A 20,889-nucleotide genomic window follows, 5' to 3' on the forward strand; every position below is an offset into this window, starting at 1 on the left:
TCGCCGCATCCCCGGCCGTATACCCCTGCCGTATCCCCCCGCCGGATCCTGCCGTGTCCCGGCCGGCCTCAGGCCCTCAGTCCTGGTGGCTGCGTCCGAGGAAGAGCGCGAACACCGCCGGCTTCAGCGAGAGCAGTTCGAGCCGCCCGCCGTCCGCCTCCGCGAGGTCGCGGGCGACGGCCAGCCCGATGCCGGTGGAGTTGCGCCCGCTGACCGCGCGCTCGAACACCCGGTTGCCGAGGTCCGGCGGCACGCCGGCGCCCTGGTCCTGGACCTCGACCACCACCGAGGTGCCGGAGGGCCGGATCCGCAGGGTGATCGTCCCGGCGCCGTGCATCAGCGAGTTCTCGATCAGGGTGGCCAGCACCTGGGCGACCGTCCCCGGGGTGCCGACCGCGGTGACCCCGTGCAGCCCCTCCAGGGAGAGCACCCGGCCCTGCTCCCGCAGTGTCGGGCCCCACTCCTCCACCTGCTGCTTGATCACCTCGTCCAGGTCGAAGGCGACGGCGGTGGGGCTGCGCGGGTCGCGCTGGGTGGTGAGCAGCCGCTGGACCACGTCGGTGAGCCGCTCGACCTGCTGGAGGGCGATGGTCGCCTCCTCCTTGACCGTCTCCGGCTCCTCGGCGAGGGCGGTGATCTCCTCCAGCCGCATGGAGAGCGCGGTGAGCGGGGTGCGCAACTGGTGCGAGGCGTCGGCGGCGAGCCGGCGCTCGGCGGTGAGCATCCGGGCGATCCGCTCGGCGCTGGTGTCCAGCACCTCGGCGACCCGGTCGAGCTCGGGCACCCCGTAGCGGCGGTCGCGCGGGCGCGGGTCGCCGGAACCGAGCCGCTCGGCGGTCTCGGCGAGGTCGGTGAGCGGCCGGGCGAGCCGCTTGGCCTGCCAGACGGCGAGCGCCACCGCGGCCTGGACGGCGAGCAGGGCGACCACGCCGAGCAGCAGCAGGTTGTTGGCGATCTCGTGGTCGACGTCCTCGCGGGACTGCTCGACGGTGACGGTCTCGCCGCTGTTGCCCCGCTCGACGGCCTTCAGCAGGTGGTTCCCGGCCGGGCGCTCGCCGGCGGAGACCACCGGCTGGCCGGGCACCTGCACCTCGACGTAGCTGCCCTCGGTGACCTGGCTCTCGAAGGCCCGCCCGGTGACCGGCTCGCCCGCGGCGAGCCGGCTCTCGACCAGGGCGAGCACCCGGACGGCGGCGGCGTCCACCCGGTCCTGGGCCGAGTTGACGATGGTCCGCTTCTCGACCAGGGCGAGCGGCACGCAGAACACCACGACGACCACCAGGACGACGCCCAGCAGCGAGTTGATCATCCTGCGCTTCACGCTGCCGCTCCCCGGGGTGTTCCGCCGCCGCGGGCCGAGGGCCCGGTCTCCGTCAGGGTCAATTCTTCTCGAACCGGAACCCCACGCCGCGCACGGTGGCGATGTAGCGCGGGTTGGCCGCGTCGTCGCCGAGCTTCTTGCGGAGCCAGGAGATGTGCATGTCCAGGGTCTTGGTGGAGGTCCACCACGTGGTGTCCCAGACCTGCCGCATGATCTCCTCGCGGGTGACCACCCGGCCGGCGTCCCGGACCAGGACGCGCAGCAGCTCGAACTCCTTGGCGGAGAGGGTGAGCTCCTCGTCGCCGAGCCAGGCGCGGTGGGACTCGATGTCGATCTTCACCCCGTGCGCGCCGGTGGTGAGCTGGTCGACGTTGCCGCGCCGGAGCAGGGCCCGGACGCGGGCGAGCAGTTCGGCCAGGCGGAAGGGCTTGGTGACGTAGTCGTCGGCACCGGCGTCCAGGCCGACCACGGTGTCCACCTCGTCCGCGCGGGCGGTGAGCACCAGGACGGGGCAGCTCTTGCCGTCGGCACGCAGGCGGCGGCAGACCTCCAGGCCGTCCATCTCGGGCAGGCCGAGGTCCAGGACGACGAGGTCGACCTCCTCGGTGAGGCCGGCGGCGAGTGCGGTCGGACCGTCCTCGCGGACGAGCACCTCATAGCCCTCGCGTCGCAGGGCCCGGGCGAGCGGTTCGGAGATCGCCGGATCGTCCTCGGCGAGCAGCACACAGGTCATGTGGTGATGGTAGTCCGCCGGGGTATCCCCGTACGCCCTGTGAGGTAGTTCACAGAGCGTGATCGTTATACAAGGCCGCAATCGGGCTCAACAGGGCGCAACAGACCGGCCCTTCGGTGAAGAATCGCCTGTTGGATCTTGAAACCGAAGGAAGACACGCCCATCTACCATCGATAGATCGGGCAGATTTGTCGCCAACTTTGCCATTCACATACCTGATTCAAGACTTTTGTCATCTGATAGAGCCAAATGTCGCCACGTAGAGTGGTTTGGTCCACGTCCGCCGCCCACCCCCCTACGCGGACGCTGTCAGGCAAGGAACCACTACTCATGGCGTCTAAGACCCTGGACACCGACGCGACGTCGGCATCTCCCAGCGGCAAGACCTTCCTCGGGCATCCCCGAGGTCTCGCCACGCTGTTCATGACCGAGATGTGGGAGCGCTTCTCCTACTACGGCATGCGCGCCCTGCTCATCTACTACCTGGTCTCCGGTGGCGCCGACGCCGCCGTCGGCAGCCAGGGCGGCGGCCTCGCCATGAAGGCGACGACGGCGACGGCGATCTACTCCGTCTACGTCTCGATGGTCTACCTCATGGCCTACCCGGGCGGCTGGTTCGGCGACCGGGTCTGGGGCGCCCGCAAGACCGTCGCCATCGCCGGGTTCGTGATCATGTCCGGCCACATCGCGCTGGCCGTCCCGGGCCAGGCGGCGTTCTTCCTCGGCCTGCTCCTGGTCGCGCTCGGTTCCGGGCTGCTGAAGGCCAACATCTCCACGATGGTCGGCCAGCTCTACAACGGCCCCGAGGACCCGCGCCGCGACGGTGGGTTCACCGTCTTCTACATGAGCATCAACCTCGGTGCCTTCGTCGCCCCGTTCGTCATCGGGACGATCGGCAAGGAGTACAACTGGCACCTGGGCTTCGGTCTGGCCGCGATCGGCATGGCCCTCGGCCTGACCCAGTTCCTGCTCGGCAGCCGCCACCTGAACCCGGTGAGCAGCGAGGTCCCCAACCCGCTGCTGCCCGAGGAGCGCAAGCGCCTGCTGAAGAAGGCCGGCCTGACGGTGCTCGGCGTCGCCGCCTTCTACGGCGTCGTGGCCGGCCTGGGCCTCTACACGCTGAACTGGGCCCTCGTCCCGCTGACCATCGCCGGTCTGCTGATCCCGATCACCGTGCTGGCCCGGATCAAGCGCGACAAGGACCTGACCTCCGACGAGCAGTCCAAGATGTCCGCGTACATCTGGTTCTTCGCCGCGGCCGCGATCTTCTGGATGATCTACGACCAGGGCGGGTCGACGCTCTCCCTGTTCGCGGACAAGAAGACCGCGGACTCCCTGTTCGGCCTCGGCTTCTCGGCCACCTGGTACCAGTCGCTGAACCCGCTGTTCGTGATGGCGTTCGCGCCGGTCTTCGCCTGGCTGTGGCTCTGGCTGTCCCGCCGGGACAAGGAGCCGAACACCATCGTGAAGTTCTCGATCGGCCTGCTCCTGGTCGGCGTCTCGTTCTTCGTCTTCATCATCCCGATGACCATGGCGGACAACGGCACCCTGGTCTCCCCGCTCTGGCTCGTCTCGATCTACCTGATCCAGACCATCGGTGAGCTCTGCCTCTCCCCGGTCGGCCTCTCGGTCACCACCAAGATGGCGCCGCGCAAGTACGCCTCCCAGATGATGGGCGTCTGGTTCCTCGCCGTCACCGCCGGTGACTGCACCACCAGCCTGCTCTCGCTGGCCGGCGTCAGCCTCAACGGCACCGGGATCATCGCGATGCAGGCGTCGCTCGCGGCCCTCGCCGGGTTCGCCATCTTCACCTACCGCAAGAAGGTCCAGGCCCTCATGGGCGACGTGCACTGACGCCCGTCCCCACTCGCTCCGGGGCCGCCGTGGATTCCAGGATCCGCGGCGGCCCCGAGTGCTTTTCCCGCTCGACAGGAGCCCGTCGGCCGTGCCTATGGTGCCCGGCATGACGACCCCCTCCTTACCCCGCCAGCTGGCCCGCACCCGGCGCTTCACCCTGGGCGTCCCCACCCGGCCCGAGCCCTCGGCGGACGGCGCCACCGTGCTCTTCCTGCGCGGCCGCTCCGGCACCGACCCGCTCGCCTGCCTCTGGGCCCTGGACACCGCCACCGGCCAGGAGCGGCTGCTCGCCGACCCGGCCGCGCTGGGCGCCGACGAGGGCATCGCCGCGTACAGCACCGACGCCGCCGGCACGCTCGCCGCCTTCGCCCTGGACGGCGCCCTGTGGCTGGCCGACACCGCCGCCGGCACCGTCCGCGCCGTCCCCGTCCCCGGCCCGCCGCAGGACCCCAGGCTCGACCCGACCGGGCGCCGGATCGCCTACGTCCGCGGCGGCGCCCTGCGGGTGGTCGGCGTCGACGGCACGGACGACCGCCCGCTCGCCGAACCCGAGGCCGAGGACGTCTCCTACGGGCTCGCCGAGTACGTCGCCGCCGAGGAGATGCACCGCGACCGCGGCCACTGGTGGTCCCCCGACGGCACCGCGCTGCTGGTCGCCCGGGTCGACGACCGCCCGCTCGCCCGGCTCTTCCCGGCCGACCCCGCCGACCCGCACCGCCCGCCGCGCGCCGTCCGCTACCCGCTCGCCGGCACCGCCAACGCCGAGGTCTCGCTGCGGCTGCTCGGCCTCGACGGCAGCGACACCGAGGTCCGCTGGGACCGCGCCGCCTTCGAGTACCTGACCGCCGCCGGCTGGGACGACCACGGCCCGTACGCCGCCGTGCAGAGCCGCGACCAGCGCACCGTCCTTGTGGTGGCCGTCGAGCCGGACGGCACCACCCGAGTGCTCGCCGAGCGCCGGGACGCCCACTGGGTCGAGCTGCTGCCCGGCCTGCCCGCCCGCACCGCGGGCGGCGCCCTGGTGGACACCGCCGACCTCGGCGACACCCGGCACCTGACCGTCGACGGCGAACCGGTCACCCCGCCCGGGCTCCAGCTGCGCGCGGTGCTCGGCACGGAGGGCGAGCAGGTGCTGTTCACCGCTTCCGAGGAGCCCACCGAGACCCACCTCTGGACGTACGGACCGGACGGCGGCATCCGTCGGCTGAGCGACGGCCCCGGCCTGCACACCGGGGTGCGGCGCGGCGGCACGCTGGTGCTCACCACCCGCACCCCCGGGCACCCCGGCGGCTTCACAACCGCTCTGCGGGAGGGCTCGGCACCCCGCCCGCTCACCTCGTACGCCGAGCCGCCCGTCGTCACTGCCGCGCCCGAGCTGCTCAGGCTCGGCCCACACACCCTGCGCGCCACGCTCTTCCTCCCCGCCGGCCACCGCCCCGGGGACGGCCCGCTGCCCGTCCTGCTCGACCCGTACGGCGGGCCCGCGACGCAGAAGGCCACCACCGGCGGCCTCTGGTGGGACCAGGTCTCCCAGTGGTTCGCCGACCAGGGCTTCGCCGTCCTCGTGGTGGACGGCCGCGGCACCCCCGGCCGCGGGCCCCGGTGGGAGAAGGCCGTGTACGGCGACAAGGCGACGCTCCCGCTGGCGGACCAGGTCGAGGGCCTGCGGGCGGCCGCCCGGCTGCGGCCCGGACTGCTCGACCTCGACCGGGTCGGCATCCGCGGCTGGTCCTACGGCGGCTACCTCGCCGCCCTCGCCGTATTGAGGCGCCCGGACGTCTTCCACGCCGCCTCCGCCGGAGCCGCCCCCACCGACTGGCGGTTCTACGACACCCACTGGCAGGAGCGCTTCCTCGGCCACCCCGACGAGCACCCCGAGCACTACGACAGCGGCTCGCTGATCGCCGAGGCGCCGAAGCTGAGCCGCCCGCTGCTGCTGATCCAGGGCCTCGCCGACGACAACGTCTACCCCGCCCACACCCTGCGGCTCTCCGCCGCCCTCCTCGCCGCCGGCCGCCCGCACGAGGTCCTCCCCCTACGCGCCACCGGCCACCGGCCGACGGACGAGGCGGTGGTGGAAAACCTGCTGCACCACGAACTGCACTTCCTGCGCCGCTCGTTGGGAATGAAGTGATCAGCACCGCGCCACCGAACGCCTGCCCAGCGAACGGGCCGGTGCCCATGATCAGGGAGGCATGTGATGCCGTCGAGCGTGCCCGGCTTCGCTGAGCTGCTTGAGCAGTGCCAGCGGTCCGCCGTCCATCTGGAGCTGCGGGATTCGTACGCCCCGACGGATCGGTTCGAGGCCTGGCAGCGCGGTGAGCGGATCAACTGGGAGGACCAGGCGTCCTGGTGGCATCCCTATGACCAGTTGATCACGGACGCCGTGGCGCGAGGCGTGGTCATTCGCCGAGCCCGGGTGGTCTCCGAGCCCGTGTCCGAGTACATCCGGTGGGAGCACTACGTCACCCACGCCAACGTCACGGCCGGCGAGCAGGTCCGCTGGCTGCCACGGCGGCAGGCCACGAGCATCCCCCTGCCCGGGAACGACTTCTGGCTGTTCGACGGTGCGCTGCTTCGAGTGCACCACTTCTCCGGGGACGGCGCCGTGGTCGAGGACGAGATCACGACAGAGCCGGACGCCGTGACGCTGTGCACCACCGCGTTCGAAGCAGTCTGGGAGCGAGCGCTCCCGCACCATCTGTACGAGATCTGACGAAGACCGGCTCCATGCCCGCGAGGCCCTCGCCCTGGGTGGGCGAGGGCCTTCGCGTGTTTCAGTACTGCTCGTCGCGCGCCTCGGGGCGGGGCATCCTGAGGGTCGCGAGGACGCCGAGGGCGAGGAGGGCGAGGAGGATCGCGCCGATGAAGAACTTCACTGGCGCCACGCCTCGTCGTCATCGTCCAGTTCGCGGAGCAGGCGGAGGAGGTTGAGCAAAGTGCTCACCGGAGCGTTCCCGAAGTCGATCAGGATGCGTCCGTCGATGGTGGTCTCACCCGGCGAGGCGGACCCCCAGAGGAGCCCGTGCGGCAGGCCGCGCCTGTGCAACTCGCCCAGAAGGGCCATGAGGTGGGGTTTGGTGTAGTCACGCATCCGGGGGTCCTCCGGCAGGACGGGGTAGCCGGTCACGCGCGGCAGTCCAGCTCGTACCAGATGGACTTGCCGCGCTTCTGCGGGTCGACGCCCCAGCGGTGGGTGAGGCCCTCCACGAGTTGGAGGCCCCGGCCGGACTCGGCGGAGTCGGCGGGGGTTCGCCGCCGGGGGAGGGCGTCGCTCTCGTCGGAGACGGTGACCCGGAGGGTGCGGCCGAGGACGGAGAACCAGACGACGGGCACGGGGGTGTCGCCGTGCCGCCAGGCGTTGACGACGAGCTCCATCAGGGCGAGTTCGGCGTTGAAGATGCTGTCGGCGTCCCAGCCGCCGCTACGGGTCATCGCGTCCCGCAGGGCCTGGCGGGAGAGGGTGAGCGAGGGGGTGTTACGGGTGCACACGGGAACCTCCGTGAGGCTGTGGTGTGGGGAGGGGGATGACGGTCGTCGCCGTGAGCCAGGCCGGGGTGGCGGTTGCTCTTCGGCGTGCGGGCAGCAGGCGCCTACTGCCTTGGATGCAGGCATTACTGACGATCCGTCGGATCGAGCTGTGAACGACGATAGCGCATCCGCTCTTTAATTAAATTCGAACGCGAGAAGTGTCCTCCCATCGGGGGACGCGCTCCGCCGAGCCCGGATGGATCCACCGGCAACCGGCGCGGCACACTGGCCTCTGCACCTGTTGAGAGGACGCCATGGCCCTTCGAGTCCCCACCCTCCGTAAGCGGCGCCTCGGCGCCGAACTGCGGAGGATGAGAGAGCAAGCCGGCTTCGGCGGCAGCCACCTTGCCCGTCTGCTTGGGGTGACTGCTGCCTTGGTGAGTCAGATGGAGAACGGGAAGTCGGCTGTCAGCGAGGAACGTCTGCGTGAGATCGCGGCGGCCTGCGCGTGTGGCAACGAGCCCCTGATCGCCACGCTCGCTGACATGACCCGGGAGCGAGAAACTGGCTGGTGGGAGGAGTACAGCCCGAGTCTGACCAGCAACCTGCTCGATGTGGCGGCGATCGAGGCCCATGCCCGGCGGATCGCCACCTACTCGATCACCTTCCTGCCCGGGCTGCTTCAAACTCCGGCCTACGCCGCCTCGGTGTTCGCCCGTGCGATCCCGCCATTGCCGCAGGCTGATGTCGATCTCCGCCTCGCCTTCCGCCTGCGGAGGCAGCAGATCATCCGCGACGACGCTACCCCCTACACTGCGTTCATCCATGAAGCCGCACTGCGGATGCAGTTCAGCGGGCCAGAGGCACTTGCCGAGCAACTCGGCGCCCTCATTGACCATTCCGAGAGCCCTGGCATCTCAGTTCGGGTCGTGCCGTTTAAGATCGAATCGCTGCCCGGCCCCAGCGAGAACTTCGTCTATATCGCCGGTCCGGTGCCCGAGTTGGACACAGTGCAGATCGACATCAGCTTCGGGTGTCCGCTCTTCGATGCACCCTCCGACCTTGCAAGCTACCGCGAGATCCTCGATCGAATGGCGTCCGTAGCCCTCTCCGAAGATGACTCGCGAGACTTCATCCGATCCATCAAGAAGGAGATAGAGGGCAATCATGAGTAGCCCTGCATGGCAGAAGTCCAGCTACTCCGGCTCCAGCAACGCATGCGTTGAGGTCCGGGCTGCCGACGGGGTAGTTGAGCTCCGGGAGTCCGATGAGGGAGACGTCATCGTCCGCACCACGTCCCTCAAGTTCGCCACGTTCCTCCAGGGCGCCAAGGCCGGCGAGTTCGACCACCTCACCGCCACCCCCTGAGCAGCACGTCGCCCCGTCGAGCCGGTGCTCGACGGGGCGACGCGAACCCACCGTTCAGACCTCCCGAACGCCCGGCCGGTAGGCCAGGTGGACGTGCGACGGCGCGTCCAGCGCGGCTGTTCTCGTAGTCGAAGTGATGGTCGCTTGCAGCACCTGAACGCGCAGGAAATCGGCCCACCCGACCTCCTGCGTGAGGCGAACGGTTCGGTCCGGTTGTGGGCGGGCCCACCCCAGCGGACCTGCCGATCGTGCTTGCCGGCCGGCTCGAATACTCAGGGCACGAGACTGCTGAGCACGAAGGATCAGGCACGACTTGCCGTGGTCGTCCATTCATCGGGGTCAGGCCCCGAGTAGGCAGACGAGCGGAAGGTGCGACGGAAAGCCTCGGGGCCGTGCCGCTGATCGAGCCAGCTCGAAAGGCCGAACAGATTGCCGCTGATCACCGCCGTGATGATCAGCGCATGCAGCGTGTCCGCCTCCGGGCCGCCCATGTCGGCGAGGAAGCGCTGGTAGCGAGCGCCGACGCCGTGCTCATATCCGGCCATGGCCAGGTGGAAGCGGGTGGCAACACCAGGCTCTGCGTGGTCGAAATCGCTCGGCTCCAGCCGTCCCGTGGTGTCCCGGAACGCCAGGCGATCGGCTGCCGCGATGCGTTCGGCCAGGCCGAGACGGTCGGCCACCGCAGCGGAGATCATCCGGGCCTCCCGATCCGTGGCCCCCTCCATCACGATGCCGAGATTCCGCGTCGACGAAGCATCGCTCCTGTCCTGGGACGAGTACGTCCGGCCGTGCTGGTCGCGGCGGTTGATGCCGTAACGGCTCCGGATCACTTGCTCGCCTTGGAGCCGGTACTCCCGGAACGACCCCCAGTGCAGGCAGTCGTGCGCGTAGCTACGGAGGAGGTCGAGCGCCACCAGTTCCGGTGACGCCGGTCGGGGATCGTTCAGCCGCCCGTACCTCGTGACCACGGACGCCAGTTGCACATGCCGGTACCCCTGGTTCGGATGGTGGAAGCCGCCGAACGCGTCGGGCCGGGTCGAGCGCACCCCTACCCACACCCGGTCAGTCGGCAGCAGTCGACTCAGCCCCAATTCCCCGTAGCGGTCGGCCAGAAGGGCAGCACCCTGCCGAAAGACTTCGCGGGCCGGCTCGTCGGACGATGTGTCGACCACCCAGTGCAACAGTGAGAACGTGATGTGCGGATGGGCCCGGTCGAGCGCTGCCGTCGCCCGTCGCGCGGCCAGCAGGTGAGCCAACTCGGCCCGCTCGGCGGGGTCTCCGGACAGGTGCTCGTTCGGCGCCAGGCAGGAAGGGGTGAGTGATCGACCAAGGGTCAGTACGGCCGACGACTGATCAGTCGCCGATGTGATTCCTGCACTCCCCCGGGGAGTTCGTCCGGCGAGAACCATCGAGCCTCCAGGATCTCGAACGAAGCCGCCCTGACCTGCCCAGTGACGTACAGGGCCTCGTAGGCGACTTCGACACGAAGTTTGTAGCCGCTCTTCAGGTGCGCCAGCTCGCACACCTTCACCGTGAGTCCGGTTTCCTCCCGGACCTCACGCACGATCGTGTCCTCGAAGCTCTCGCCCTTGTCGGCGTAGCCGGTCGGCAGACCCCACTGCCGGCCCTCCGGCCACATCCGGTGCTTCAGCAGCAGCACACGGCCGTCCTGGTCGCGGACGATGCCCGTCACCCCGACCATGAACTTCGAGTGCCACAGCCACAGCACGCGCCACTGCATCGGGCCACGGATGATCCGCCAGAGCTTCGCAGTGATCTTCTTCATGGGTTCGCCCTTTCGTTGACGGGTCCCGCGCGCCGCTCGCGCGGGCCCACGATCCCGCAACCGGCACCGCCGACAGCAAATCCGCGATTATCAGACCAATCGGGACGATGTCAGCGGAGACGCTGGTACCGCACGGGAGAGCAGCCACAAGGCGAGGAGTCCACAGTAAGGGGACCGAAAGGGGAGGAAGGCGATTATTCCCGTGCGCGACTAAAGACCGCCGAGGAAGAGGGCCGACCATTCAGCCAGCTTCTCTCGGGCTTCCTCACCGAACAGTGCATAACCTTCGTACATGGCGAACGCGTCCCGGTACGCCTTGATGTCCCGCCGGTCCCGGAGCGTGATGATTCCGGTCTCCGTCTCGACCGTGGCAAGGCTGCTGTCGTACACCGTGAAGGTGTTCAGCGGGCTCTCCGGGATGTGCTTCCCGAGTGGAATCACGCCGAGCCGGACGTTCGGGAGCCTGGAAACGGAAACGAGTCGTTCGATCTGCATGACCATGGCCCGAGGCGGCAGGAGCGCCCACCGGGCAGCCTGCTCGGTGAGTACGAAGGTGAAGGTCTTCGACTCGTCGTACAGGACGGTCTGACGCTCCAGTTTCTTCATGGCGGCCCTGCTGGTGTCCCCCGGCACATGGGCGAGGCTCGCCCGCACGTACTCGGGCGAGGCGAGCAGCGTGTTGAGCATCGAGATCAGGAAGTAGCGGATCTCGCTGGAGGACTGGTCGAGCGCCGCGAGCTCGGCTTGCTTCCTCTCCAGGCCCTTCTTCCTCAAAGTGCGGATGTCCTGCCACTCGGTATTCGCCACACGGGCCAGGTCGAACACCTGTCGCGCCAACTCGGCCGGCACTTCGAGGGCCCGCAGGATCAGCTCCACGTCCACCAGGGACGGCACGGTCCTGCCTGTTTCGATCTTGCTGATCTTCGACTGCGTCATGCCGCAACGCCGAGCAAGCCGGTCTCCTGCGAGACCGGCTTGAACCCGTAGTTCCCTCAATGCCTTTGCCAGGTCACTTTTACTGTGCCCCAGCTCTTCCGGGTCTATTGCCACCCGTGCTCTTCCACATAGTCCATGAAGGGCACCGACTCGGCCACAGCGATCCGCCGCCATTCCCGGTACTTCTCGACGTCGTCCTCGACAAGCACGCGGTTGATCTGCGTTCCGTCGGGCTCGTAGTTCATCAGGACCACGGTCGAATCGTCGAAGGCCCAGAAGTCCTGAGCCGGAAGGCCCGGGTTCGGCCTGTCGGTCAGGTCGAGAATGCGGATGTCCTCACCGGCCCTGGCATGCGGTGCGTAGTACATGAACTCGTACCGCAGGTAGTCACTCAGCGGCCGGGTAACGATGTGTACGCGCTGAACCGTACGACCGGCCGCGGTATGAGCCCTGAGCCTGTCGGTCCAGCCGGACGAGTAGGTACCGGGGTCGATCCGGTACCCGTTCAGGAACTCCTCGATCTCTTCCGCCTCCCCCGCGACCTTGTAAGCGGGCAGAGTCTCAAGCCGGAACGCCGACCGCGAGAAACCGTGCAGAAGCCTCTGCCAGTCCTCACCATCCAAGAACACGAATGGCCTCCTTCACGACATGCTCGGGCAGCTCCACGGCGCCTTCGTGTACCGGCACCGCCAGCTCCGCGTACTGGTTCCCCTGGAAGACGAGGGTGCCCCGGTCGGTGCGGTAGACGTTCGGGCAGTCTCCTTCCTTGCAGTCTCCGACGCCGACGCCCGTGAGTCGCTGGTGAGCCATGCCAACCCCCTTCAGCTCGGCCCGGATTGGACCGCCTGGGCGAGACGCTATGGACTGGCCGCGCGTCCTGTCCACACGGTTCGGGCAGTATTCCCGTCCTGGACTAATGATCACGGCCTGCCCGGAAGCGCTGCCGTGTCCCGGCCGAGGAACCCGCGCACCCTGGCGACCGCAGACGGACAGCGCGTCGCCCCGTCGAGCAGCTGCTCGACGGGGCACGACGGGGCGACGCGAACCCACCGTTCAGACCTCGCGGACGCCCGCGCGCCAGACCGCGGCCGCCAGGGGGACACCCGGGCGGTAGGCCAGGTGCACATGCGACGGCGCTTCCAGCAGCAGCAGGTCGGCGCGGGCGCCGACCGTGACGGTGCCGACGTCGCTGCGCCGGAGGGCGCGGGCGCCGCCCGCGGTGGCCGCCCAGACCGCCTCGTCCGGGGTCATCCCCATCTCCCGCACCGCCACGGCAATACAGAACGCCATCGAACTGGTGAAGCTGGAACCGGGGTTGCAGTCCGTGGACAGCGCCACCACCGCGCCCGCGTCCAGCAGCCGGCGCCCGCTCGGGTACTCGGCCCGGGTGGAGAACTCCGCCCCCGGCAGCAGCGTCGCGACCGTCGCCGACCCCGCCAGCGCCGCCACGTCCTCGTCCGTCAGGTGGGTGCAGTGGTCCGCCGAGGCGGCCCCCAGCTCCACCGCGAGCTGCACGCCCGGCCCGTACGTGAGCTGGTTGGCGTGCACGCGCGGCGTGAGGCCCTTCTCGATCCCCGCCGTCAGGACGGCCCGCGCCTGGTCCCCGTCGAAGGCGCCCTTCTCGCAGAACACGTCCACCCAACGGGCGTGCGGCGCGCAGGCGTCCAGCATCTCGCCGGTCACCAGCTCCACGTACCCGGCCGGGTCCTCCGCGTACTCGGGCGCCACCACGTGCGCGCCCAGGTACGTCGTCTCCGGGGTGTACCCGGCGGCGATCCGCAGCGCCCGGGCCTCGTCCTCGACCGTCAGACCGTAGCCGGACTTGCACTCGATGGTGGTGGTGCCCTGCCGCACCGCTTCCCGGACGAACCGAGCCAGGTTGGCCTCCAGTTCGGCATCCGAAGCGGCCCGCGTGGCCGCCACCGTGGTCCGGATGCCGCCCGCCGAGTACGCCTGCCCGGACATCCGGGCGTTGAACTCGGCCGTACGGTCCCCCGCGAACACCAGGTGGGCGTGCGAGTCGACGAAGCCGGGCAGCAGCGCCCGGCCCCCGGCGTCGAAGCGCTCGTCCGCCGCCGGGGCCTGCGCGGCCGGGCCGACCCAGGCGACGGTGCCGCCGTCGACCACCATCGCCGCGTCGGTGAGCAGGCCGAGCGGCCCGGCGCCCTGCCCGGGGTCGTTGGTGACCAGGCTGCCGATGCCCGTGATCAGGGTGGTCGTGGTGCTCAAGACAACGCCTTCCGAAGGGGGTTGAACGGGGGTCAGTAGTCCAGCGCGCGGATCGCGGAGCGCAGCGCACCCGGCACGTCGGCCACCAGCAGGTGCACGCCGTCCCGGACGACGTGCCGGCCGCCGACCACCAGGTGCCGCACGTCCGCCGCCGAGGCCGCGAAGACGGCGATCTCGGCGCCCAGCCGGGGCGGCGGGCCCGCCGTACGGACGGTGTCCAGCGCGATCACCGTGAAGTCGGCGAGCGCCCCGGCCTCGATCCGTCCGGCCTCCGGCCAGCCAAGCGAGGCGTGCCCGTCCTCGGTGCCGGCCCGCAGCAGCGCGTTCGCCGTCCAATGACCGCGCGTCCGCGTCCGCAGCCGCTCGTCCAGCTCCAGCGCGCGGGCCTCCTCGAACGGGTCGATCACCGCGTGGCTGTCGCTGCCCAGGGTGATCGGGGAGCCCGCCGAGGCGAGCCGGCGGGCCGGGCCGATGCCGTCCGCGAGGTCCCGCTCGGTGGTGGGGCACATGCAGACCGTGGTGGAGGAGTCGGTGAGGAGCCTGACGTCCTCGTCGGTCAGGTGGGTGGCGTGCACGGCCGAGGTGCGCGGGCCGAGCACGCCGTGGTCGGCGAGCAGCCGGGTCGGGGTGACGCCGTGCGCGGCCAGGCAGGCGTCGTTCTCGGCGGTCTGCTCGGACAGGTGGACGTGCAGCGGCGCCCCGCGCAGCGCCGACCAGTGCGCGACGGTGTCCAGTTGCTCGGCCGGGACGGCCCGCACCGAGTGGACGGCGGCGCCGATCCGGGCGTGCTCGCGCGGCTTGAGCGCGTCCGCCCGGGCGGCCCAGGCCTCGGCGTCGCCGTCGCTGAACCGCAGCTGCGGGTGGGTCGGCTCGGCCCCGAAGCCGGAGGACAGGTAGCAGGTGTCCAGCAGGGTGATCCGGATGCCGGCCCGGGCGGCGGCCTCGATCAGCGCCTCGCCCATCGCGTTCGGGTCGGTGTACCGGGCGCCGCCGGGCGCGTGGTGCAGGTAGTGGAACTCGCCGACGGCGGTGACGCCGGCCAGCGCCATCTCGGCGTAGACGGCGGTGGCGAGCGCCAGGTAGCGGTCCGGGTCCAGCGCGCCGGCGAACCGGTACATGGTGTCGCGCCAGGTCCAGAAGGTGCCGGAGCCGACCTGGACGTGCCCGCGCAGCGCCCGGTGGAAGGCGTGCGAGTGGGCGTTCGCCTGGCCGGGCAGCAGCAGCCCGTCGAGCCGGACGGCGCCGGGCGGGCAGGGGCCGCTGTCCGGGACGACGGCGGCGATCGTCCCGCCGGGGCCGGTGGTGATCAGCACGTCCCGCTCGACCACCGGCCCGTTGTCGTGCGGCAGCCAGGCGTACTGGGCCCAGTACGCCACGGGGCTCGACGGGGTCACTGACACGCCAGGTCCTCCAGTACGTCGGCGAGGGCGGCGACCCCGGCCAGGCAGTCGGCCTGCTCGGCGTGCTCGGCCGGGGAGTGGGAGACGCCGGTGGGGTTGCGCACGAACAGCATGGCGGTCGGGATCGCCGAGGCCAGGATGCCGGCGTCGTGTCCCGCGCCGGTGGGCAGCACCGGGGCGTCCAGCAGCTTGGCCAGCCGGTCGCGCAGCGGCCCGTCGAAGTCCACCACCGGGGTGTAGGACTCGCGGGTCAGCTCGACCCGGACGCCGTCGCGCTCGCCGCGCTCGGCGGCGGCCCGCTCGATCGCCTCGACCAGCTCGGTGAGGGTGCGCTCGTCGGCCGCCCGGGAGTCCAGCCAGCCGCGCACCAGCGAGGCGATCGCGTTGGTGCCGTTGGGCTCGACCGCGACCTTGCCGAAGGTGGCCCGCGCGCCCGCCTGCTTCGCCTTCTTGCGGGCCGCCAGCACGGTGTTGGCGTAGGTCAGCATCGGGTCGCGGCGGTCCTCGATCCGGGTGGTGCCGGCGTGGTTGGCCTCGCCGTGGAAGTCGAACCGCCAGCGGCCGTGCGGCCAGATCGTCCCGGCCACACCGACCGGCTGCCCCTCGGCGAGGCAGCGGCCCTGTTCGACGTGCAGCTCGACGAAGGCGCCGATCCGGGCCAGCCGGTCCTCGTCCGCGCCGATCGCGGTGGGGTCGTAGCCGGCCTTCTCCATCGCGTCGGGCAGCCGGACGCCGTCGGCGTCGCGCAGCCCGTACGCCTGCTCCGGGGAGAGCACCCCGGCGGTCAGCCGGGAGCCGATGCAGGCCACGCCGAACCGGGCGCCCTCCTCGTCGCCGAAGTTGACGATCGCCAGGGGCCTGGTGAACTCCGCGCCGCGGGAGCGCAGTTCGTCCAGCGCGGCGAAGGAGGAGACCACGCCGAGCGGGCCGTCGAAGGCGCCGCCGTCCGGGACGGAGTCCAGGTGCGAGCCGGTGACGACCGCGCCGCCGGCGGTCGGATCGCCCAGCCAGGCCCACTGGTTGCCGTTGCGGTCCAGCTCGTACGCCAGGCCGCGACTGCGGGCCTGCTGCTCGAACCAGGCGCGGCACTCGGCGTCGGCGGAGTTCCAGGCGAAGCGGCGGTAGCCGCCGGAGGCGGCGGAGCGGCCCACGGGGAGCAGCTCCGCCCACATCTCTTCGAACGACGGAAGCGTCACAGCTCGCCCATCGGGACGCGGACACCGCGCTCGGCGGCGACCTCGGTGGCCCGGTCGTAGCCGGCGTCCACGTGCCGGATGACGCCCATGCCCGGGTCGTTGGTGAGCACCCGGCGGATCTTCTCCCCGGCCAGCGCGGTGCCGTCGGCGACGGTGACCTGGCCGGCGTGGATCGAGCGGCCGATGCCGACGCCGCCGCCGTGGTGGATGGAGACCCACGAGGCGCCGGAGGCGACGTTGACCATGGCGTTGAGCAGCGGCCAGTCGGCGATCGCGTCGGAGCCGTCCAGCATCGCCTCGGTCTCCCGGTACGGGGAGGCCACCGAGCCGCAGTCCAGGTGGTCGCGGCCGATCACGATCGGAGCGGACAGCTCACCGGAGGCGACCATGTCGTTGAAGCGCTCGCCGGCCTTGTCGCGCTCGCCGTAGCCGAGCCAGCAGATGCGCGCCGGCAGGCCCTGGAAGTGCACCTTCTCCTGGGCCAGCTTGATCCAGCGGGCCAGCGACTCGTTCTCCGGGAAGAGGTCGAGGACGGCCTTGTCGGTCTTGTGGATGTCCTGCGGGTCGCCGGACAGCGCCGCCCAGCGGAACGGGCCCTTGCCCTCGCAGAACAGCGGGCGGATGTACGCCGGGACGAAGCCGGGGAAGGCGAACGCGCGGTCGTACCCGGCCAGTTGGGCCTCGCCGCGGATCGAGTTGCCGTAGTCGAAGACCTCGGCGCCGCGATCCAGGAAGCCGACCATCGCCTCGACGTGCGCGGCCATCGACTCGCGGGCCCGCTGGGTGAACTCGGCGGGCTTGGCGGCCGCGTAGTCCGCCATGTCCTCGAAGGCGACGCCGACCGGCAGGTAGGCCAGCGGGTCGTGGGCGCTGGTCTGGTCGGTGACGATGTCGATCGGCGCGTCCATCGCGAGCAGCTGCGGGACCAGCTCGGCGGCGTTGCCCAGCACGCCGATGGAGAGCGGCTGCTTCTTGTCGCGGGCCGCGGTGGCCAGCTCCAGCGCGTGGGAGAGGTCCTTGGCCTCGACGTCCAGGTAGCGGTGCTCGATCCGGCGGGCGATCCGGGACGGGTCGCAGTCGATACAGATCGCCACGCCGCCGTTCATGGTGACGGCCAGCGGCTGGGCGCCGCCCATCCCGCCGAGCCCGGCGGTGAGGGTGATGGTGCCCTCCAGCGAGCCGTTGTAGCGCTTGCCGGCGACGGCCGCGAAGGTCTCGTAGGTGCCCTGGAGGATGCCCTGGGTGCCGATGTAGATCCACGAGCCGGCGGTCATCTGCCCGTACATGGTGAGCCCGAGGCTCTCCAGCCGGCGGAACTCCTCCCAGTTGGCCCAGTCGCCGACCAGGTTGGAGTTGGCGATCAGCACCCGCGGCGCCCACTCGTGGGTCTGCATCACGCCGACCGGCCGCCCGGACTGGACCAGCATGGTCTCGTCCTGCTTCAGCCCCTCCAGCGTCCGCACCATGGCGTCGAAGGACCGCCAGTCCCGCGCCGCCTTGCCCGTCCCGCCGTACACCACCAGCTTCGACGGGTGCTCGGCCACCTCCGGGTCGAGGTTGTTCATCAGCATCCGCAGGGCGGCCTCCTGCTGCCACCCCTGCGCCGTCAGCCCCGTCCCCCGCGCCGCGCGCACCTCTCGCGGCCCGCTCGCCTGCTGCTGCACCATAGTCACGGCCTCCCTGCGGATGGATTCATTCAAGCTATGTTCGATTGAATATAACTAAACAGTCGGCTTTCGACCAGACCCCGAAGGCATCCGATCAACCCCGGCACCGGCCCACTTGGCGCGCTAGCCTGAACCCGGCGGACACCAGCCACTCGGCCCAGCACCAGAGAGCGGAGGACACGATGACGGCCATCACCGTGCGGCCCGGCAGACTCCGGGATGCGGCGGAGGAGATCGAGGAGAGCACGGGACTTCGCGTCCAGATCATCGGAGGAACCCTGGTGATGTCCCCGACCCCTCGCGGCAAGCACGCGGGAACCGTGCAGGTTCTACGGGACCAGCTCATCCCCAAGCTGCCCAAGGACCTGCGCGTCTACGAGAACTCGTCGATCTGCATGCCGGACAACGAGGACGACTACGCCACTCCCGACCTGGTCGTTTTCCCGAAGGACTGGGGCGACGACGACGAATGGCTGGCGGACCCGGGTGACGTCGCCTTCGCCCTGGAGGTGATCTCCACCTCCGAGCGGATCAGCGGCATCGCCGCCAAGACCGAGTGGTACGCCATCGCGGGTGTGGCCGTCCTGGTCGCCGCCGACCCTCGCGACGGCACCTGGACGCTCTACACGCATCCACGCGACGGCGAGTACCAGGGCGTGCTTCACGGCAAGTACGGCGAGCCCATTCCACTCACCGACCCGTTGCCCGCAGAACTGCAGACCGACGAGCTTCCGATCTACACCCCTCGTCGCTGACCTCTTCAGGCCGCCGCGCCGCCGTCCCAGTCGATGCCGATCTCGGCGAGCCAGCGGCGGTCGTCGGCGTCGGGGGTGGGCGGGGAGGGCGGGCGGGGGATGTTCTGGACGGGGCCGAGGCCGTACTTCTCGGCGGCCGCGGCGGCGCGGGCGTCGGGTTCGATGACGCCGACGTGGACGGCGGACTCGTCGCCCGGGTCGAGGACGGTCAGGTCGGGTTCGGGCAGGCGCCGCAGGGTGACGCGGCGTCCGCAGGTGGGGCAGGACCATTCGTCGGCACCCGAGGAGAGGCGGGCGACGAACTTCATCTCGTGGATCACGCGCATGGGCGGCACCCCCTGCAGGGGGGATGCCCGGGTTCGTGGCGGCTACTCCCCCGCCGCCGCGGGCCGCGGTTATTCCAGGAAGAGTCCGCGCGCCGCCGCCGACTGCTCGATCACCTCCAACCGGGCCTCCGCGCCCGGGAGTTCGTCGCACATGGACTGCAGTAGCACCCGGCCGAGCATCATCGGCGCGCACGCGGTGTCGAAGACCAGCCCGGTGCCGACGGCGGCCGGCAGCATCAGGTCGGACAGCTTGGCGACCGGCGCGAAGGCGCTGTCGGCGACGGTGAGCACCGTCAGCCCGCACTCGCGGGCCACCGTCAGCGCGTCCATCAGCTCCCGCGGGTAGCGCGGCAGGGCGAAGCAGAGCAGCGCGCTGGCGCCGGCCGCCCGGGCCTGCTCCAGCCGGTCGGCGAGCATGCTGCCGCCCTCGTCCAGCAGCCGGATGTCCGGGTGCACCTTGGACGCGAAGTAGGCGAAGCCGCGCGCCTGCGCCGAGGCGGCCCGCAGGCCGAGCACCGGCAGCGGGCGGGAGGCGGCGAGCAGCCGGGCGGCCCGGATGATCGGCTCCGGGTCGGCGAGGAGTTCGGCGAGGTGGCGCAGGTGGGCGATCTCGGCGAGGACGGCCTGCTGGTGCTCGTTGCGCACCGCGTCGTCCGGGGTCTCCGGCGCGGCCGGTTCGCCGCCGCCGAGTTCGCGCAGCTGTTTGCGCAGCGCCGGGTAGCCGTCGTAGCCGAGCGCGACCGCGAAGCGGGTGACGGACGGCTGGCTGACGCCCGCGAGTTCGGCGACCTCCACGCTGGACAGGAACGGCGCCTCGGTGGCGTGCCGCACCAGCGAGTGGGCGATCCGGCGCTGGGTCGGCGTCAGCCGGTGCCCCTCGAAGAGCTGGAGCAGCCGGGCGGAGGGGCCGACGCTGCCGGCCTCGTCGGTGGCGGTCATCAGCGGTACCTCCGGGTGCGTGCGGTTCGGACGACGACTGTGCAGGAGCGGGCGGCGCCTGGCAAAGACGTCTCGTACGGCGGGACGTCCGGTGGGACGCCCCGCGGGTCGGACGGCCCGGCGGTGGTCCGGGCCGGGTGGGCCGGGGTCGGACAGACCTGAGCCGGGGTCGGGCAAACCCGGGCCGGGATCGGACAAACCCGGGCCGGGGCGGGGCAACCCTGATTTCTCCCTGAGCCCGCCCGGATTCCTCCCGCGAACGGATGGACCGGACGCCCCCGCGGCCCCACTCTGGTCCTATGGACACTCGTCAGGACGAACTGCGGCGCGACCTCGACGCCACCCTCCAGGCCCGCAAGGAGCTCGGCAAGGAGTACGAGGACGAACTCGTCGACTCCTTCATGAGGCGGCTCGACGCCCGTCTGGACGCCCGGGTCGAGCGCTCGGTGGCCAAGCGGCTGGACGACGAGCCGCGCTCCGAGCACCGGGGCCACCCCCGCCGTTCGGGCTTCGGCAAGCGCTCCAACACCGGGCTCGCGGTGACCTCGCTGGTCATCGGCGTCCCGCTGACGGCGATCGCGGGCAGTCCGGAGAGCGGCGGCTTCGCCGGCCTGGTGGTCTGCTGGGCGGGCATCGTCGGGGTCAACCTGGCCGCCGCCCTGGGCGAGCTGCGCAACCGCGGGGGCCGCGGGGAGCGCTCGCCGCGGAGCGACGACTGGGACTGAGTCCCCGTCACCCCGCGGCGGCGCCATCGGCCCGGTCGGACGGACGTCAGGCCAGCGGGCCGGTGACCCGCTCGACCGCGCGCACCAGCTCGCCGGAGGCGACCAGTTCGGCGGCGGCCTCCAGGTCCGGCGAGAGGAAGCGGTCGCGGCCGGCGCCGCCGACCCCCGCCTCGCGGGCGG

At 71.0% G+C, this 20,889-nt stretch carries 22 protein-coding genes; 7 read left to right on the plus strand and 15 right to left on the minus strand.

Annotated elements, in window-relative coordinates; translation table 11 throughout:
• Positions 1-76: 76 nt before the first annotated feature.
• Together AE652_RS05595 and AE652_RS05600 are read right to left on the minus strand one after the other, a co-directional pair.
• Positions 77-1,321: an ATP-binding protein gene (locus AE652_RS05595; protein WP_049650022.1), complete on the minus strand. Its 1,245-nt coding sequence runs from the start codon at positions 1,319-1,321 to the stop codon at positions 77-79.
• Between the two features lie 58 nt (positions 1,322-1,379).
• Positions 1,380-2,054 (minus strand): response regulator transcription factor, encoded by a 675-nt coding sequence (locus tag AE652_RS05600; protein WP_030058577.1) that lies wholly within the window; start codon positions 2,052-2,054, stop codon positions 1,380-1,382.
• Positions 2,055-2,384: 330 nt separating this feature from the next.
• Between AE652_RS05600 and AE652_RS05605 the strand changes: the two genes are divergently transcribed.
• The 3 genes from AE652_RS05605 (at position 2,385) to AE652_RS05615 (ending at position 6,627) form a co-directional block, all read left to right on the plus strand.
• Entirely contained in the window at positions 2,385-3,908 is a 1,524-nt protein-coding gene (locus AE652_RS05605; protein ID WP_049650023.1) for a peptide MFS transporter, read from the plus strand.
• A gap of 109 nt (positions 3,909-4,017) precedes the next feature.
• Positions 4,018-6,045 carry a prolyl oligopeptidase family serine peptidase gene (locus AE652_RS05610; protein WP_107086371.1) on the plus strand — a complete coding sequence of 676 codons (2,028 nt, stop codon included), beginning with the start codon at positions 4,018-4,020 and terminating at the stop codon, positions 6,043-6,045.
• A 66-nt stretch (positions 6,046-6,111) separates the two neighbouring features.
• Positions 6,112-6,627, plus strand: coding sequence for a DUF6879 family protein (locus AE652_RS05615; RefSeq protein WP_049650025.1), 516 nt, complete (start codon positions 6,112-6,114; stop codon positions 6,625-6,627).
• 159 nt (positions 6,628-6,786) lie between these two features.
• Here AE652_RS05615 and AE652_RS05620 read toward each other — a convergent pair whose 3' ends face one another.
• Positions 6,787-7,005, minus strand: coding sequence for a hypothetical protein (locus AE652_RS05620; RefSeq protein WP_159028362.1), 219 nt, complete (start codon positions 7,003-7,005; stop codon positions 6,787-6,789).
• A gap of 32 nt (positions 7,006-7,037) precedes the next feature.
• Entirely contained in the window at positions 7,038-7,403 is a 366-nt protein-coding gene (locus tag AE652_RS05625) for an ATP-binding protein (protein WP_049650027.1), read from the minus strand.
• Between the two features lie 293 nt (positions 7,404-7,696).
• Here AE652_RS05625 and AE652_RS05630 point away from each other — a divergent pair, with 293 nt between their 5' ends.
• Entirely contained in the window at positions 7,697-8,557 is an 861-nt protein-coding gene (locus AE652_RS05630; RefSeq protein ID WP_049650028.1) for a helix-turn-helix transcriptional regulator, read from the plus strand.
• Positions 8,550-8,750 carry a DUF397 domain-containing protein gene (locus tag AE652_RS05635; protein WP_049650029.1) on the plus strand — a complete coding sequence of 67 codons (201 nt, stop codon included), beginning with the start codon at positions 8,550-8,552 and terminating at the stop codon, positions 8,748-8,750. Before AE652_RS05630 ends, AE652_RS05635 begins: the two co-directional genes overlap by 8 nt.
• Before the next feature lie 302 nt (positions 8,751-9,052).
• Here the strand turns inward: AE652_RS05635 and AE652_RS05640 are convergent, their stop codons facing one another.
• From AE652_RS05640 to hutU, 9 genes are all read right to left on the minus strand, one after another.
• The gene (locus AE652_RS05640; protein ID WP_053111976.1) at positions 9,053-10,006 is read right to left on the minus strand and encodes a hypothetical protein; all 954 of its coding nucleotides are present in this window, start codon (positions 10,004-10,006) and stop codon (positions 9,053-9,055) included.
• A 77-nt stretch (positions 10,007-10,083) separates the two neighbouring features.
• Entirely contained in the window at positions 10,084-10,536 is a 453-nt protein-coding gene (locus tag AE652_RS05645; protein WP_049650030.1) for an NUDIX domain-containing protein, read from the minus strand.
• A 210-nt stretch (positions 10,537-10,746) separates the two neighbouring features.
• Entirely contained in the window at positions 10,747-11,586 is an 840-nt protein-coding gene (locus AE652_RS05650) for a helix-turn-helix transcriptional regulator (protein WP_049650031.1), read from the minus strand.
• Complete coding sequence (locus AE652_RS05655; RefSeq protein WP_049650032.1) at positions 11,577-12,101, minus strand: DUF6879 family protein; 525 nt, start codon at positions 12,099-12,101, stop codon at positions 11,577-11,579. The genes AE652_RS05650 and AE652_RS05655 overlap by 10 nt, the downstream gene beginning before the upstream one ends.
• Positions 12,085-12,282, minus strand: coding sequence for a hypothetical protein (locus AE652_RS05660; RefSeq protein ID WP_049650043.1), 198 nt, complete (start codon positions 12,280-12,282; stop codon positions 12,085-12,087). Before AE652_RS05660 ends, AE652_RS05655 begins: the two co-directional genes overlap by 17 nt.
• Before the next feature lie 243 nt (positions 12,283-12,525).
• On the minus strand, positions 12,526-13,701 hold the full coding sequence (hutI, locus tag AE652_RS05665) for an imidazolonepropionase (RefSeq protein ID WP_049650033.1): 1,176 nt from the start codon (positions 13,699-13,701) through the stop codon (positions 12,526-12,528).
• Positions 13,702-13,733: 32 nt separating this feature from the next.
• Complete coding sequence (locus tag AE652_RS05670) at positions 13,734-15,101, minus strand: formimidoylglutamate deiminase (RefSeq protein WP_049650034.1); 1,368 nt, start codon at positions 15,099-15,101, stop codon at positions 13,734-13,736.
• On the minus strand, positions 15,092-16,273 hold the full coding sequence (locus AE652_RS05675; RefSeq protein WP_082345315.1) for an allantoate amidohydrolase: 1,182 nt from the start codon (positions 16,271-16,273) through the stop codon (positions 15,092-15,094). Before AE652_RS05675 ends, AE652_RS05670 begins: the two co-directional genes overlap by 10 nt.
• Before the next feature lie 20 nt (positions 16,274-16,293).
• On the minus strand, positions 16,294-17,964 hold the full coding sequence (gene hutU / locus AE652_RS05680) for a urocanate hydratase (protein ID WP_049650036.1): 1,671 nt from the start codon (positions 17,962-17,964) through the stop codon (positions 16,294-16,296).
• A 182-nt stretch (positions 17,965-18,146) separates the two neighbouring features.
• Between hutU and AE652_RS05685 the strand changes: the two genes are divergently transcribed.
• Positions 18,147-18,719, plus strand: coding sequence for a Uma2 family endonuclease (locus AE652_RS05685; protein ID WP_049650037.1), 573 nt, complete (start codon positions 18,147-18,149; stop codon positions 18,717-18,719).
• Between the two features lie 5 nt (positions 18,720-18,724).
• Here the strand turns inward: AE652_RS05685 and AE652_RS05690 are convergent, their stop codons facing one another.
• Positions 18,725-19,045: a hypothetical protein gene (locus tag AE652_RS05690; RefSeq protein ID WP_049650038.1), complete on the minus strand. Its 321-nt coding sequence runs from the start codon at positions 19,043-19,045 to the stop codon at positions 18,725-18,727.
• A 69-nt stretch (positions 19,046-19,114) separates the two neighbouring features.
• Positions 19,115-19,984 carry a MurR/RpiR family transcriptional regulator gene (locus tag AE652_RS05695; protein ID WP_049650039.1) on the minus strand — a complete coding sequence of 290 codons (870 nt, stop codon included), beginning with the start codon at positions 19,982-19,984 and terminating at the stop codon, positions 19,115-19,117.
• Between the two features lie 299 nt (positions 19,985-20,283).
• Here AE652_RS05695 and AE652_RS05700 point away from each other — a divergent pair, with 299 nt between their 5' ends.
• Entirely contained in the window at positions 20,284-20,709 is a 426-nt protein-coding gene (locus AE652_RS05700; protein WP_049650040.1) for a hypothetical protein, read from the plus strand.
• Positions 20,710-20,889: the final 180 nt, after the last annotated feature.

It is taken from the genome of Kitasatospora sp. MY 5-36 (assembly GCF_001182915.1).
Lineage (GTDB): Bacteria > Actinomycetota > Actinomycetes > Streptomycetales > Streptomycetaceae > Kitasatospora.